The organism is Paraburkholderia sp. J63, from assembly GCF_905220245.1.
Taxonomy (GTDB): Bacteria; Pseudomonadota; Gammaproteobacteria; order Burkholderiales; family Burkholderiaceae; genus Paraburkholderia.
This window is the reverse complement of sequence record NZ_CAJMZF010000001.1, coordinates 285,275-301,188: the sequence shown is the minus strand read 5'-3', so window position 1 is coordinate 301,188 and position 15,914 is coordinate 285,275. Positions and strand designations below refer to the sequence as shown.

At 66.3% G+C, this 15,914-nt stretch carries 12 protein-coding genes; 8 read left to right on the top strand and 4 right to left on the bottom strand.

Going from position 1 to position 15,914, the window contains the following annotated elements; all coding sequences use genetic code 11:
* The first annotated feature begins 113 nt into the window (after positions 1-113).
* From U5775_RS01335 to U5775_RS01305, 7 genes are all read left to right on the top strand, one after another.
* Complete coding sequence (locus tag U5775_RS01335) at positions 114-923, top strand: SDR family oxidoreductase (RefSeq protein WP_322056316.1); 810 nt, start codon at positions 114-116, stop codon at positions 921-923.
* 283 nt (positions 924-1,206) lie between these two features.
* The gene (locus tag U5775_RS01330; RefSeq protein WP_322056315.1) at positions 1,207-2,769 is read left to right on the top strand and encodes a DUF1302 domain-containing protein; all 1,563 of its coding nucleotides are present in this window, start codon (positions 1,207-1,209) and stop codon (positions 2,767-2,769) included.
* 88 nt (positions 2,770-2,857) lie between these two features.
* Positions 2,858-4,237, top strand: coding sequence for a DUF1329 domain-containing protein (locus U5775_RS01325; RefSeq protein WP_322056314.1), 1,380 nt, complete (start codon positions 2,858-2,860; stop codon positions 4,235-4,237).
* 93 nt (positions 4,238-4,330) lie between these two features.
* Positions 4,331-5,113, top strand: a complete 783-nt coding sequence (locus U5775_RS01320) for a fumarylacetoacetate hydrolase family protein (protein WP_322056313.1) — start codon at positions 4,331-4,333, stop codon at positions 5,111-5,113.
* Between the two features lie 67 nt (positions 5,114-5,180).
* Positions 5,181-6,071, top strand: a complete 891-nt coding sequence (locus tag U5775_RS01315; protein WP_322056312.1) for an acetaldehyde dehydrogenase (acetylating) — start codon at positions 5,181-5,183, stop codon at positions 6,069-6,071.
* 22 nt (positions 6,072-6,093) lie between these two features.
* The gene (gene dmpG, locus U5775_RS01310; protein WP_322056311.1) at positions 6,094-7,170 is read left to right on the top strand and encodes a 4-hydroxy-2-oxovalerate aldolase; all 1,077 of its coding nucleotides are present in this window, start codon (positions 6,094-6,096) and stop codon (positions 7,168-7,170) included.
* 196 nt (positions 7,171-7,366) lie between these two features.
* Complete coding sequence (locus U5775_RS01305; RefSeq protein ID WP_322056310.1) at positions 7,367-8,293, top strand: tyrosine-protein phosphatase; 927 nt, start codon at positions 7,367-7,369, stop codon at positions 8,291-8,293.
* An 83-nt stretch (positions 8,294-8,376) separates the two neighbouring features.
* Here the strand turns inward: U5775_RS01305 and U5775_RS01300 are convergent, their stop codons facing one another.
* Both U5775_RS01300 and speB read right to left on the bottom strand, forming a co-directional pair.
* Positions 8,377-9,888: a purine-cytosine permease family protein gene (locus U5775_RS01300; protein ID WP_322056309.1), complete on the bottom strand. Its 1,512-nt coding sequence runs from the start codon at positions 9,886-9,888 to the stop codon at positions 8,377-8,379.
* 162 nt (positions 9,889-10,050) lie between these two features.
* The gene (gene speB / locus U5775_RS01295) at positions 10,051-11,028 is read right to left on the bottom strand and encodes an agmatinase (RefSeq protein ID WP_322056308.1); all 978 of its coding nucleotides are present in this window, start codon (positions 11,026-11,028) and stop codon (positions 10,051-10,053) included.
* A gap of 151 nt (positions 11,029-11,179) precedes the next feature.
* Between speB and U5775_RS01290 the strand changes: the two genes are divergently transcribed.
* The gene (locus U5775_RS01290; RefSeq protein WP_322056307.1) at positions 11,180-12,094 is read left to right on the top strand and encodes a LysR family transcriptional regulator; all 915 of its coding nucleotides are present in this window, start codon (positions 11,180-11,182) and stop codon (positions 12,092-12,094) included.
* A gap of 111 nt (positions 12,095-12,205) precedes the next feature.
* On the opposite strand, the gene U5775_RS01285 is transcribed toward U5775_RS01290, so the two are convergent.
* Together U5775_RS01285 and U5775_RS01280 are read right to left on the bottom strand one after the other, a co-directional pair.
* Positions 12,206-13,282 carry a Rieske 2Fe-2S domain-containing protein gene (locus U5775_RS01285; RefSeq protein WP_322056306.1) on the bottom strand — a complete coding sequence of 359 codons (1,077 nt, stop codon included), beginning with the start codon at positions 13,280-13,282 and terminating at the stop codon, positions 12,206-12,208.
* A gap of 102 nt (positions 13,283-13,384) precedes the next feature.
* Complete coding sequence (locus U5775_RS01280) at positions 13,385-15,838, bottom strand: efflux RND transporter permease subunit (RefSeq protein ID WP_322056305.1); 2,454 nt, start codon at positions 15,836-15,838, stop codon at positions 13,385-13,387.
* Between the last annotated feature and the right edge of the window lie 76 nt (positions 15,839-15,914).

Sequence of the window (15,914 nt, the reverse complement as noted above, 5' to 3'; positions counted from 1 at the left end):
TCGCCAGCGCGCGGTGCGCCGGGACCGGCATGTACCGGCGCGTTCACGCACACAGCCGCGCAAATCAGCGCGTATCAACGCACATCGGCGCATTCAGGAAGGAGACGAGACTCATGACACCCTTTGATTTCAGCGGCAAAACCGTGCTGGTGACGGGCGGCACGCGCGGCATCGGCGCGGCGATCGCCGGGGCGTTCCGGCTCGCGGGCGCAACCGTCTACGTCTGCGGGCGCAGCGTGACGCAGGACCCGCCCGACGCCGACGCCGCCCCCCACGCCAACGAGCCGCCTGCGCTGCGCCCGGTCGCCGCCGACGTGCGCGACATCGACGCCATCGACGCCCTCATCGCGCGCATCGAGGCCGAGACGGGCCGGCTCGACGTGGTCGTGAGCAACGCGGGTGGCGCGCCGTTCGCGCTCGCCGCACAGGCGTCGCCACGCTTTACCGAGTCGGTGATCCGGCTGAACCTGATCGCGCCGCTCTGGCTCGCCCAGCGCGCCAACGCGGTGATGCAGCGCCAGGCCGAAGGCGGCGTGCTGCTGTTCGTGGGCAGCGTGAGCGGCCTGCGGCCCTCGCCCGGCACCGCGGCCTATGGCGCCGCCAAAGCGGGCGTGATCAACGCGGTGCGCTCGCTCGCCGTCGAATGGGCGCCGAAGGTGCGCGTGGCCGCCGTGAGCCCGAGCCTCGTGCAGACCGATGCCGCCACGGCCGGCCACGTGGGCGAAGAGGCCTTGAGCGCGGCGGCGGCCACCGTGCCCGCGCGGCGTCTCGCCACGCCGGCGGACGTGGCCAACGCCTGCCTCTTTCTCGCTTCCTCGCATGCGTCGTATGCGTCCGGGGCGAATCTCGTGCTCGAAGGCGGCGGCGAAGTGCCCGCATTTCTCGCGGCCACCGAGGCGGGCCAGGCATTCGGGAGTGCATAGGCACAGATCGCCGATAAATGCGCGCGCGTATGCACACACCCAAAGCACACACCCACGCCGATTTGCAACGCCGCGCAAAAGATCGATCGCGACACTGAGGGGAACCAACTAGTCCGTATTGACGATTCTCGCTGCGCACAAGCGCCCTAACCTCTGTCCACAACAAAGCCCTGGTCCACGAGCCGAAACGGGCCGGGCCATCGAAGCGCCACGGCCAGGACACACGCAGAGCCATAGAAAGAGCCACCGCAAGAGCCAACAGAAAGCCATCAGAGGAGACACAATGAGAATCGAAACATCGCGTGCGTTACGACCGATCACCGCCGCCTGCCGGCTCGCGCTCGCAGCGGCGTGCGTAAGCGCCGCGACGAACGCGTGGGCCGGCGACGAAATCGACTTCGGCAACAACACCACGCTCGACTACAACTTCACGATCGGCTATGGGCTCGGCATGCGCACGCACGCGCCGAGCGGCAATCTGCTCAGTCCGGGCAACATCAACGGCGACGACGGGGACCGCAACTTCAAGGCCGGCAAGCTGATGCAGAACCAGGCCAACATCCTGGGCGAGGTCAACCTCAAGCACGACGACTGGGGTGTCTTCGTGCGCGCGGACGCGTTCTACGACCAGGTCTATCACCGCCCGAACTACAACGACGCGCCGGACACCGTGAACCATTCGGGCGTCTACAACCAGTTCACGGGCGACACGAGCTACTGGGCCGGCGCACGGCCCCAGCTGCTCGCGGCCTATGCGTACAACACGTTCCACATCGGCCAGACCAACCTCAACGTGAAGGTGGGCGACCAGGTGGTGGCCTGGGGCGAAAGCGTGTTCTTCCCGAACATCGCGGGCGCGCAAGGCCCTGCCGACGCCACCAAGTCCTATGTGGCCGGCGCCGAGGTCAAGGACATCCTGCTGCCGGTGCCGCAAATCTCGACGCAATGGCAGATCACGCCGCGCTTCAGCATGATGGCGTACTGGCAGTTCGCGTACGAAGCCAATCAGCTCACGGCGCCGGGCAGCTACTTCAGCTACTCCGACATCACGGGTCCGGGTTCGCAATTCCTGATCGGGCCGGGCGGCACGATCATCCCGCGCGGCAACGACATCCGGCCGAACAACGTCGACCAGTGGGGTGTGGGCGCGCGCTGGCGCGTATTCGGCGACACCGAGATCGGTGCGTACTACCTGCACTACAACGACATGAACCCAAGTGTCGTGTTCAGCTACTACCCGACGCTCCAGTATCAAGAGAAGTATTTCGATCACATCAAGCTGACCGGCCTGAGCTTTTCGACGGACATGGGCGGCGTGAACGTCGCCGGCGAAACCTCGTACCGCCAGGGCGCCGCCGTGCTCGTGAACGCCCCCACCGGTGCAACGGCCACGCGCGGCGACGTCTGGCAGTCGAATCTTTCGGCCATCTACACGATCGGGCCGACGTTCCTCGCGGCGTCGCAAACGCTCGTGGCCGAAGTCTCGTATGTGCACACCGGCAACGTCACGCCCGTCTATGGCTCGACCACGCTCGCGAACACGCGCAACGCGGCGGCCTTCGAAGTGGCCTGGACGCTCAGCTACAAGAACGTCTTCACCGGCTGGGACCTCGACGTGCCGCTCACCTACTCCGACGACTTCACGGGCACCTCGGCGCTTTCGGGCGGACTCGGCTCGCTCACCGGCGTGGGCGATCACCGCGTGACCGTGGGCGTGGACTTCACGCGCCTCTCGAACCTGAAGCTCTCGCTCGTCTACGCGAAGTTCCTGGGCACGCCGAACCCCACGTTGCGGCCGCTCGCCGACCGCGACTACGTGCTCGCCACTGCTACGTACTCCTTCTGAAGCCGCAGCGCCACGGCGATTGCTTTCGCCTGGCGCCGGCTTTCGAAGGCTTTGATCTGGCCGTATCTTTACCGCAAGAGGAATGGACATGAGTCGAACCTTTCACCACGCCATGCAAGTCTGCGCACTCGCGGCAGGCGTTGCGCTCGCCGCGGGCACATTCGCGAAGACGAGCGCCGCCGACATTGCGAAGCTCGACAGCACGCTCACGCCGATGGGCGCCGAGCGCGCCGGCAACGCGGACGGCACCATCCCGGCCTGGACCGGCAAGTGGGTGGGCGCGCCGTCGAACGTCAACTACAAGCCCGGCGAGCGCTACCCCGACCCGTACGCGAGCGACAAGCCGCTGTTCACGATCACCGCGCAAAACATGGATCAATACGCGGCGCGGCTGACCGACGGCGAGAAGGCGCTCTTCAAGAAGTACCCGGACACCTTCAAGATCACGGTCTATCCGAGCCATCGCGACTTCGCCTACCCCGACTCCGTGTACAAGGCGATCAAGGAGTACGCGCCCAATACCACGATGACGAAGGACCAGAACGGCCTGAAGGACTTCCCGCCCGTCGCGCCCTTCCCGGTCCCGAAGACCGGCGTGGAAGCGATGTGGGACTTGCGCTTCGCCTCGGCGGTCGAGTCGGAGAACGCGACCTACGACCAGGGCGTGGTCTACCCGGACGGCAACATCGCGTGGGGCAAGGTGCAGTATTCGATCTACGGCCCGCGCTCGGCGCTGCCCTTCGATCCGAACAGCAAGCTCAATGCGCGCAGCTTCTTCCGCCAGACCGTGGTGCTGCCGCTCTCGGACCGAGGCACGATTATTACGGGCTACGAAATGTGGGACCAGGACGGCTCGGACACGCGCCGCACGTGGACCTATAACCCCGGCACGCGGCGCGTGCGCCAGTCGCCGGAGTTCGGCTTCGACCAGCCCGAAGGCCCGGGCGGCTTTCGCACCGTGGACGACGACCGCCTCTTCAACGGCTCGGGCGAGCGCTACGACTGGAAGATCATCGGCAAGCGCGAAGTGTACGTGCCGTACGACAACTACAAGCTGATGGACCCGTCGATCAAGTACACGACACTGCTCACGAAGGGCCATGAGGACATGCAGTACATGCGCTTCGAGCTGCACCGCGTATGGGTGCTCCAGGCCACGCTGAAAGCGGGCTACCGGCACCAGTACGCCAAGCGCGTGCTCTATCTCGACGAGGACAGCTGGAACGCCGTGGCCGCCGACAACTACGACGCGCGCGGCACGCTGTGGCGCACCAACTTCGCGCCCACGCTCTATGCGTTCGACGCGAAGACGTTCTACTCGACCTCGGTGTTCTATCACGACCTGATCTCGGGCGCGTACTACGCGGACCGCCTGACCAACCAGGAGCCGATGCCCGTGCTCACGCCCACCACGCAGACGAACGAGGCCTACTACTCGCCCGACGCGATCCGCGGCGACGGCGTCTGAACCGTTCCTTTCGCGAGCTTGCCCGCAGGTCTCAAGCCCTTGCCTGAGCGCCTGCGGGCTTTTTTTCCTCTCCTGACGATGAACGCCCCCGACATGACCTCAGCCCAACACGCCGCGCTCGGCGACGCGCTCTATGCGGCCTGGCGCGAACGCGTGCCCATCGCGCCGCTCACCGCGCGCCTGCCCGAGCTGCCGCTCGCCGACGCCTACCGCATCCAGCAGCACTACATCGCGCGCCGCGTAGCAGCGGGCGAAACCGTGATCGGCAAGAAGATCGGCGTCACGAGCCAGGCCGTGCAGGACATGCTCGACGTGCGCCAGCCCGACTTCGGCATGCTGCTCTCGGACATGCAGTACGCAAGCGGCGCGGCCATTCCCGCCGACACATTGATCCAGCCGCGCGCCGAAGGCGAGATCGCGTTCTACCTGCGCCGCGACCTGCGTGGGCCCGGCGTGGACCGCGCCGCCGTGCTCGAGGCGACCGAAGCCGTGGGCGCATGCTTCGAGATCGTCGACTCGCGCATTCGCGACTGGGCGATCCGCATCGGCGACACCGTGGCCGACAACGCCTCCAGCGGCGTCTACGTGCTCGGCCCCGAACGCGTCGCGCCGCACGCCGTCGATCTTGCGGCGTGCCGCATGCGCATAGAGAAAAACGGCGTCAACGCGGGCGAAGGCGTGGGCGCAGCAGCGCTCGGCCACCCCGCCGATGCCGTGGCATGGCTCGCCAACACGCTCGGCGAGCTGGGCATGCCGCTGCTCGCGGGCGAAGTGGTGCTCTCGGGCGCGCTCGCCGCGCTGATTCCCGTGAGTGCCGGCGACCGGCTCTCGATGCGCATCGAAGGCATTGGGGGCTGCGAAGTCAGCTTCGTCTGAACGGTCTGCCAATCCTATGCATTCCGAACTAATCGCAGGCCAAGATCCCATCAACAAGGAAAGATCCATGAGCAAGATTCAATGCGCACTGATCGGCCCCGGCAACATCGGCACCGATCTGCTCTACAAGCTGCGCCGCAGCCCCGTGCTCGAACCCGTCTGGATGGTCGGCGTCGATCCGACCTCCGAAGGGCTTGCGCGCGCCCAGGCGCTGGGCCTGAAGACGACGGCCGAAGGCATCGACGGCCTGCTGCCGCATCTGGAAGCCGACCAGATCCGCATCGCCTTCGACGCGACCTCGGCCTATGTGCACCGCGAGCACTCCGACAAACTGACCGCGCGCGGCGTGCGCGTGATCGACCTCACGCCCGCCGCGATCGGGCCGTTCTGCGTGCCGCCCGTGAACCTGGGCGAGCATCTGGGCGAGACGCTCAACGTCAACATGGTCACCTGCGGCGGCCAGGCGACCATCCCCATCGTGCACGCCGTCGCACGCGTGCAGCCCGTGGCCTATGGCGAGATCGTCGCGACGGTGTCCTCGCGCTCGGTCGGCCCCGGCACGCGCAAGAACATCGACGAATTCACGCGCACCACGGCGCGCGCCATCGAAAGCGTGGGCGGCGCGAAACGCGGCAAGGCCATCATCGTGATCAACCCGGCGGAGCCGCCGCTCATCATGCGCGACACGATTCACTGCCTCACCGAGGACGAACCGGACGTCGCGGCCATCACGGCCTCGGTCCACCAGATGGTGGAGGAAGTGCGCCGCTATGTGCCCGGCTACACGCTCAAGAACGGGCCGGTGTTCGACGGCAAGCGCGTCTCCGTGTTCATGGAAGTGGCGGGTCTGGGCGACTACCTGCCGCGCTACGCGGGCAACCTCGACATCATGACGGCCGCCGCCGCCCGCACCGGCGAAGTGTTCGCCGAGCAGATGCTGGCCGCCACGGCCGCCTGAAACCGACACGACGGGAGTCACGATGCAAACCACTATTCCAGAAACGAACGCAGCCTCCACGCATCCGCTCGCGGGCACCCGCATCACCGTGCACGACATGACGCTGCGCGACGGCATGCACCCCAAGCGCCACCAGATCTCGCTGGACCAGATGCGCAGCATCGCGCGCGGACTCGACGCCGCCGGCGTGCCGCTCATCGAAGTCACGCACGGCGACGGCCTGGGCGGCGCCTCGGTCAACTACGGCTTTCCCGCGCATAGCGACGAAGCCTACCTCGAAGCCGTGATCGGCGAGCTCAAGCAGGCCAAGGTCTCGGCACTGCTGCTGCCCGGCATCGGCACCGTCGACCATCTGCGCATGGCGCATGCGCTCGGCGTGAACACGATCCGCGTGGCGACGCATTGCACGGAAGCCGACGTCTCGGGCCAGCACATCGGCCTCGCGCGCGAGCTTGGCATGGATACCGTAGGATTCCTGATGATGGCGCACATGGCGCCGCCCGAGCTGCTGGTCGAGCAAGCGTTGCTCATGGAGTCGTATGGCGCGAACTGCATCTATATCACCGATTCGGCGGGCTACATGCTGCCCCACGACGTGACCGCGCGCCTGACGCCCGTGCGCGAGGCGCTGCGCCCCGAGACCGAGCTGGGCTTTCACGGCCACCACAACCTGGCCATGGGCATTGCGAACTCGCTCGCGGCCATCGAGGCGGGTGCGCGCCGCATCGACGCCGCGGCGGCCGGGCTCGGCGCGGGCGCGGGCAACACGCCCATGGAAGTGTTCGTGGCCGTGTGCGAGCGCATGGGCATCGAGACGGGCGTGGACGTGTTCGCGATCTCGGACGTGGCCGAAGACCGCGTGCTGCCGATTATGGACGCGCCCATCCGCATCGACCGCGACGCGCTCACGCTCGGCTATGCGGGCGTCTACTCGTCGTTCCTGCTGTTCGCGAAGCGCGCCGAAGCGAAATACGGCGTGCCCGCGCGCGACATCCTCGTGGAACTGGGCCGCCAGCGCCTCGTGGGCGGCCAGGAAGACATGATCGAAGACACGGCGATCAACTTCGCACGCGCACGCGGGCTGAGCGTGGCGGCGTGAGCGCTGCCGGTTGAGCGGCGCGTTGCTTTCGCCGGGCGCGCAGGGTGGCTGGCGCGCGCCTGTTTGCGCTTTTCCGTGCTGGTTCGCGTTTGCTCGCGTTTGCTCGCGTTTGCTCGACAACGCGCGCCGTCTGACGATGGCGCCTGTTTCGCATTTGCTGCTACGCTCTCGTCTTTTCCGCTACTGCACCTTGACCATGCAACAACCTCCCCGCCTTCCCCGCCACCGCGTCGCGCTACGCTGCGCGGCGCGCATCGCCGCCGCATCGTTCGCCACGAGCGTGATCGCTCATGCCGCGAGCGCCCAAACCTCGACACCCGTGCAAAGCGAATCCGCACCCATCATCGACGCCCCCGCCGCGCCCCAGCCCGACGCCGACCGCCTGATCCCCATGGACCACGTGCAGAACCTGCGCGACCTGGGCGGCATCATGGGCGCCGATGACCGGCGCATAGCACCGCATCGGCTCTATCGCAGCGGCAATCCCGCGCTGGGCACGCCGGCCGACTTCACGCGGCTCGCGGCCCTGCATCTGGACGACGTCGTGGACTTTCGCGCCGCCAGCGAAAAAACGCCCGCCGAAGCCGCGTTCGGCGCGCAATTCCCCTGGTTGGCCGATCCGGTGCTCGCGGGCGACCTCTCGCCCGCGGCCATCGTGCCGATGCTCAAGCGCTCGACACCCGAGCAGATGCATCGCTTCATGGTCGACCTCTACCGGCAGTTTCCTCAGGATTACCAGGCACAGTTCGCCCGCTTCCTGAAGCTCGCCGAAGCGGACAAGACGCTGCTCTACCACTGCACCGCTGGCAAGGACCGCACCGGCTTTGCGACGGTGCTGCTGCTTTCGGCGCTGGGCGTGGACCGCGCGACGGTCATCGCGAACTATCTGGAATCGAATCGCTATAACGCGGCGGGCAATGCGCGGGCGCTGGTGCAGTTACAGAGGATTGGTGTGGCGCCTGAGGTCGCACAGCCGCTGCTCGATGTCGATCCCGACTATATCGGCGCGGCGATGGCGGTGATCGATGAAAGATATGGCGGGATGCAGCACTATCTGGTCGACGTTCTGCATGTAGATGTGGAGAAGATTCGGCGCAATTATCTTGTGGGTGGTGTGGGATAAGGGAGAGTGCGACGAGCCGGTTGCGGAAGACGCAACCGGCCGCCGGCCCGGGCCCCACCTCACCCAAACCGGCGCGCTGACACTCACTCCCGCGCCATCCCCACAATGTCACGCTCGCTAATCGTGCGGATGACCTTCTCCTCAGCAGCCAGATCGAGCGACCGGCTCAACACATAATAAGTCGCGCCCGAGACGATCAAGCCCACGAGCCACGCCAGGTCGATGCCACTCATCAGGTGAGCAAAGTAACCAACGAAGATCTCCTTGCCCGACTCGTTGTCCACGATGGAGAAGAACGGGATCATCGCCGCGAAGCCGATCAGATACGCAGCAATCCCGCGTGCCTGCCACGCGCCGTAGATCCCATCCGGCGTGAAGAAGTGCGTGATCGCATAACGCCCCTTGCGCACGAAGAAATAATCGACCAGGTTCACAGCGGTCCAGGGAACCAGGAAGTACAGCATCAGCACGAGGAACGTGTTGAGCAGCGCCACGCCATTACCCGGGATCGAGAGCGTGCATCCGAGCACGATCGCGCTGATCGCCAGCACCGCGCCAATCCGCGCGCGGCGCGTCGGCTGGATCTTGTGGAACGAGTCCACGCCGGTCAGCAGCGTGAGCATCGCGCTATAGGTATTCAGCGCGATGATCGGCAGGAACCCAGCCACCGACACCACCACGAGAATGGCGCCGCAGCCCGGGAACAGTTTCGCGCCCACCTGGTTGAGCGCAACGAGCGCGTCCGTGGCCTGCAGTTGCTGCGCGAGCCATGCGCCCAGGCCGATCATCCACGCGCCCGAAAGCGACGCGCCAAGGAAAATCGCCGAGATCAGTTTCGCGCGGCTCGTGTGCCTCGGCAGATAGCGCGAGTAGTCGGACACATAGGGTGCATAGGAGATGTTGTAGCTCGCGCCGATGGCGAACTGCGTGATGAACGCGACCCAGTTGAAGCCGGGATGCGTGCTCGCAGCGCTCACGGCACTCGCCGCGCCAGCCACGCTCGCGCCGCCCTTGCCCGCGCCGAAGATCAGCGCGAGCGTGACGAGCGCATAGAGCGGCAGCGTTGCGATCAGCGCCCACTTGAACGCCTTGTGCATGAGATCGTGTCCGAAGACTGCCAGCAGGCCGCCCGCGACCGCCGCCACGACCGCCACCAGCGCCGGGCTCAGGCCGAACACGTTTTTCAGGCCGCTCATGATGAGCGAGACGTTCACGACGTTGAAGCCCACGAACACGAACAGCGTCGCGAGCAGCGCGAGCGCCACGCCGCGATAGCCGAACTGCGCGCGCGACTGGATCATCTGCGGCAGGCCCATTTCCGGCCCTTGCGAGCCGTGGAATGCCATGAAGATCGTGCCGAACATGATGCCGAGCGCGCCGCCGAGCGTCGTCCATCCGGCCGACAAACCCATGCTCGGGCCCACGAAGCCAATCGAGATCGTGAAGAAATGAAAATTACCGAGGAACCAGAACGGGCCCTGGCTGCTGAGCTTCGCGTGACGCTCGCTTTCGGGAATGTAGTCGATCGAATGGTTTTCGATCTCGAGGCCCGCGTCCCCGGCCGTCGCGAGGCCGGCATGCTCTTGTGCTGTCATACGACAAGTCTCCTGATGGTCCTTCTTTTATGGCTCTCTTGCTGCTTTGCGCTGCTTGTACTGCTTTGCGCTGCTTTGGCGTCACTCGGCGCAGGCAGCGGCACGGGTCATGATGCCCGGGCGCGCCGCCTGCGCGTGTCCTGCGCCGCCTTCGCGTTTCGCTCAGTCGCGGCGCTTCACGCCCGGCAGCACGCAAAGCATCTCGAACGCGAGGTTCGCGCCCAGCAGCGCCGTGGTGCCGAACGGGTCGTACGGCGGCGCCACTTCCACGAGATCGGCGCCGACGATATCGACGCCCCAGGTGCCGCGGATGATTTCGAGCGCCTGCGGCACGGTCAGGCCCGCAATTTCGGGCGTGCCGGTGCCGGGTGCGTAGGCCGGGTCGATCCCGTCGATGTCGAAGCTCAGATACACCGGGCCGCCCTGCACGCGCGCGCGCACTTCTTCCATCAGCGGTTCGAGCGAGCGGTTCCAGCATTCCTCGGCCTGCACGACCTTGAAGCCCTGCTGGCGGCACCAGTCGAAGTCCTCGGCCTCGTAGCCCGTGCCGCGCAGACCGATCTGCACGACGCGGTTGCAATCGAGCAGCCCTTCTTCAACGGCGCGGCGAAACGGCGTGCCATGAGCGATTTTCTCGCCGAACATCGTGTCGTTGACGTCGGCGTGCGCGTCCACGTGGATCAGGCCCACGGGGCCGTGCTTGCGGTGGATCGCGCGCAGGATCGGCAGCGTGACCGTATGGTCGCCGCCCAGCGAAATGGGGCGGCAACCGTGTTCGAGGATCGCGTCGTAGGCGTGCTCGATGCGCGTGATCGAGTCGGCGAGATTGTAGGGGTTGGTCGCCACGTCGCCGATATCGGCCACGCGCAGCGAGTCGAACGGCGCTGCGCGCGTCGCCATGTTATAGGGACGCAGCAGCACGGATTCGCTGCGGATCTGGCGCGGGCCGAAGCGCGCGCCGGTGCGGTTCGAGGTGCCCAGATCGAACGGCACGCCCACGAAGCAGGCGTCGAGGCCCTGCGTGGTCTCGACCTGCGGCAGGCGCATCATCGTCGCGATACCGCCGCAGCGCGGCATGACGTTGCCGCCCAGCGGCTGGAAATTCGGTTGAAAATTCGGCTGAAAATCACTGTCTGACATAACGCTTCCTACGTTCTCATTCACTCTGCCGTATCATGCGAATCGGCTACAGGCGCAGTTTTATGCATCCGTCAAGCAAAGGTAAATAACGATTCCGCACTGTTTACATTGATATAGTGCTATGTATCGATGAATCCCCCGGGAGAACCCCATGCTTGGCAGCCTGACCGACCTCGACCTGCGCCTGTTGCGCGTCTTCGTGGCCGTGGTGGAGGCCGGCGGCGTGAGCGTCGCGCAAACGACGCTGAACGTGAGCCAGCCCACCATCAGCGCGCAGCTTTCGACGCTGGAGACGCGGCTCGGCTACCGGCTATGCGAGCGCGGCCGCAGCGGTTTTCGTCTGACCGAAAAGGGCGAGCGCATGTACGAGCTCGCCACGACGCTGCTCGCGGCCGCCGAGGAGTTCGCGCTCAAGGCGCGGCACCTGGACCGCAAGCTTGTGGGCACATTGGGAATCGGCCTGATCGGCCACGCGCCGGTCGGCCAGAACGCGCGCATCAGCGAGGCCATCGCGTCGTTCAAGAAGCGCGACGAGGCGGTGCGCTTCTCGATTTCGGTGAAGTCGCCCGGCGAGCTGGAGGAGCAATTGCTCAACGGCGACATTCAGATCGCCGTGGGCTATTTCTGGCATCGCGTGCCGACGCTCGAATACACGCCGCTCTTTGTCGAGCGGCAGATCGCCTATTGCGGGCGCGGGCATCCGCTATTCGAGCGCGCGGGCAAGCTCGCCCCGGCCGAAGTCGCTGATCACGAGTGGGTGTGGCGCACGTACCCGACGCCCGAGGCACAGCATTCGACCACGGCGAACAAGGTGAGCGCGCAGGCCGACAACATGGAGGCCGTCTCGCTGCTGATCCTCTCGGGCCATCATCTGGGCTACTTGCCGCAGCAGTTCGCGGCGCCACACGTGCGGCGGGGGATGCTGGCCGCGCTCAATCCCAAGGCGCTGACCTACGAGGTGACGTTTCACATGGTCACGCAAAAGCGCAGCAGCCACGATCCGATCGTGCAGGCGTTTCTGGAAGATTTGCGCAACGCGCATCCGCAGGAAGCGGCCGACGAATGATTCAAACTCGTTGCGCCAGCAACTTTATCGTCAGACGAAAACGATCGCCTTCAAAGGCCCGCGCGGGAAGCACGGCTCGCACCGCGCCTCCCGGCAACTTCCCATTATCGCTCAGCCTTCGAACACGTGATGCAGCGGCGGCACCGTGCCGCCCTCTTCCACCGTGATCTCGAACACCTTGCGCGAGCGGCTCGAAGGCCGCACGTCGGCGGCATCCACGTAGAACTGGCCGTACCAGTCGCGCATCTGATAGAGCGGGCCATCGCCTTCGCAGAGCAGCGGGTTGTCGATGCGCGTCTTGCTGTCCCAGATCACCACGTCCTCGTAGAACGCCGCCTGCGCCTGGGCCACATAGGCGCGCGCGATCTCCATGTTCTGCTCCTCGGAGACGCCCGGAATCTTCTTCACCATCACGCCGTAGCGCAACTCGAAGCTGTTCATGTCGATGGGCACATGGCAGTTCAGCAGGATCGAGTGAATCGGATGGCCGCCGCTTTGCCCCGTCATCTCCGTGATGTGATACGCCGGGCCGAAATAGGTGGAGAGCGCGATCAGCTCGTCGCCGCCGAGCCGCGCGCTGCGGCCCACGAGCAGTTGCGTGGCCTTGTGGTCCTCGAAGAGATTCGCGAAATAGTCCACAGGCGCGCCGTGCACGGTCGCAAAGTGCGCCATGTCCGAGATGTTGTCCACGAGCTCGCGGCAGTTCGTGCCGATCACCATCTTGTCGACGACCCAGTCCGACCACTCGTCCGACTCGCAGGCCGCGATGGGCGGAATCGCCACGCTCTCGGGCGGCTCGCCGCCTTCGGGGTCGTGCCAGACGAACAGCAGCTTGTTCTGCACGCAGGTGCGCCACGCGCCGATCTTCGCCTTGGGCGGAATGCGCTTGCAATAGGGAATGGACTGGCAATGGCCTTCGCCGTCCCATTGCCAGCCGTGGAAGGGGCACACGAGCCGGTCGCCTTCCACGCGGCCCGTCGAGAGGTCGGCGCCCATGTGCGGGCAATAGCCGTCCACCACGTGAATCTGCCCCGCCGAATCGGCGAACGCGGCGAGACGCCGGCCGAACACGTTGAGCGTATGCGGCTTGCCGTCCTGATAGTCGCTCGCGAGTCCGAGGCAATGCCAGCCCCGGGCATAGCGCTGCACGAGCGGCTGCGCTTCGATCTTGTACGGACGTGCGGACATAGGTTCTCTCCTTCGTGATTTGGACGCCGCACGGGCATGCCGTGCGGCGCGTGCTTTATCTAGTCAGGTTTGCTGATTAACCGGCGTGGCGACTCATTCAGCTCAGGGCCGCGCATGCGCGGGCTCCTCCACGCTCGCGTGGCGCACGCCGCTTGCCGCGCCCTGCGCGCCCTCCACGCTGCGGCTGCGCTCGCCCACGCGCCGCTCCGCGCGCTCCACGCCGAGCCAGGCGGCCAGCGCGGGCAGCAGGAACACCGCGCCAAACAGGTTCACGAGGAACATGAACGCGAGCAGCACGCCCATGTCCACCTGGAACTTCAGTGCGGAACCGGCCCACGTGCCCACGCCGATGAACATCGTTGCCGCCGTGAAGAGCGCCGCCGTGCCGCGCTGGCGCATCGCCTCGCCGAATGCTTCGGGCAGGCTCGCGCCCGCGCGCACTTCGTGTTGCAGGCGCTCGTAGAGGTAGATGCCGTAATCCACGCCCACGCCCACGCCGAGCGTGATGACCGGCAGCGTCGCCACCTTCAGGCCGATGCCGAGCTTCGCCATCACCGCGTTGCAGAGGATCGAGACGATCGTGAGCGGCACGATCACGCACAGCACCGCGCGCCACGAGCGGAACGTCACGAGGCACAGCAGCGCGATGGCGCCGAAGATGGAGAGCAGCATGGCGATCTCGGCGTCGGCCACGGCTTCGTTGGTGGCTGCCATCACGCCCACGTTGCCGCCCGCGAGGCGGAAGGCCACGCCCTGGGTCTCGTCCTCGGCCGAGAAGCGCTTGATCTCGTCGACGATGTGCGCGATCGTGCGGCCCTCGTGGTTATCCGTGTAGATCAGCACCTGGATGGCCTGACAGTTCTCGGTGTTCATGCCGTTGTCGGGATCGAACGCGCTCGCGCCCTGCGTGAGGCCATCGGCGGAGCGCGGCAGCGCGGCCCAGCGCGGATTGCCCTCGTTGAACGCGGCAATCGAGACCTTCGCGAGCGAAGGCACGCTCACCACCGACTGCACGCCGGAGACGCCGCGCATCTGCATCTCGAAGCGCTCGATCGCGCTCATCACCGGGTAGTGGAGGCAGGCGTCGTCGTAGCCCTGCGTTTCCACGATCACGGCGAGCGCGTCCACGCCGATGTTGTACTGGCTCGTGATGCGCGCGTTATCCACGTTGTAGCGCGAGTTCGCGCGCAGCTCGGGCGCACCCGTGCCGATGTCGCCGATCTGGAGGCCGCGCGAGGCCTCGGCGCCGAACGCGAGCAGCGCGAGCGCCACGGCGAACACCCCGAGTGCGGGCAGCGGCTGCGCGAACACGCCGAAGCGCGCCCAGCCGCCCTGCTTCCGGCGCACAGCGCTGCGCTGGGCACGCGCGAGCGCGCCGCGTTCGAGCCGCGTATAGGAGAGCAGGATCGGCAGGAACACCTTGTTCGTGACGATCATCAGCAGCACGCCCAGGCACGCGGTCACGCCCAGTTCACGCACGATGTCGATGCGGATGCGCATGATGACCATGAAGCCCAGCGCATTCGTCAGGAGTGCCACCGTTCCCGGCACGAAGAGCTTGCGGAACGCATCGCGCGCGGCGTCCACCGAGGAAAGGCCCGTGGCCAGCGCCTGCTTCCACGCGTTGGTCATCTGCACCGCGTGCGAGACGCCAATCGAGAAGATAAGGAACGGCACGAGAATCGACATCGGATCGATGCCGAGGCCGAGCATGGGCAGCGCGCCCAGCAGCCACACCACGGGCAGCAGCGCGACGGCGAGCGCAAGCGCCGTGGTCTTCAGCGAGCGCGTATAGGCGAGCAGCAGCGCGGCCGTGATGGCGAACGCAATGCCGAAGAACACCATCACGCCCGCGATGCCGGCCTCCACGTCGCCCACGAGTTTAGCGAAGCCGATGATGTCCACTTCCACGTTCTGGTTCGCGTAGCGCGCGCGAATCTGTTCGAGCTGCCTGGCCACCGCGCCGTAGTCGAGGTGCTTGCCCGTGGTGGGGTCGGTCTCGCGCAGCTCCGCGCGGATCAGCGCGGCCTTCAGGTCGTTGCTCACGAGCCGGCCGATCTGCCCCGAGCGCGCCACGTTGCGGCTCACCTTCGCGAGATCGGCGGGATTGGCGCTGCTGAACTGGCCCGGCACGACCACATCGCCGCGAAAGCCCGCTTCGGTCACTTCCGTGTAGCGCACGTTCGGCGTGAAGAGCGAGAACACGCGCGAGCGGTTCACGCCAGGGATGAAGAAGACGTCGTCGGTGGCGTGGCGCAGTTCGTCCATGAACTGCTCGTTGTAGATGTCGCCCTGGCCTTTCCAGCGCAGGCTCACGAGGACCGTGTTCGCACCGGGGAACGCGCTGGCGTAGCGGTTGAACACCTGCATATAGGGGTGTTCCATCGGGATCATCTTGTTGAAGCCCGGGTCGAGCCGCAGCCGCGTGGCCGAGTAGCCGAACGCGGCGGTTAGCGCCACGCAGATGGCGAGCAGCACGAGGCGGTGGCGCATGATGGCGCCGGCGCAGCGGTCGACGAAGCGCGCGAGCGCGGTGGAGCGGGTAGAGGCGGTCATGGTGCGTCTCACAACGGATTGGCGCAACGGGTTGGCGCAATGGTTTGCACTGCGATCTAACGCGGCGAGGAGGACT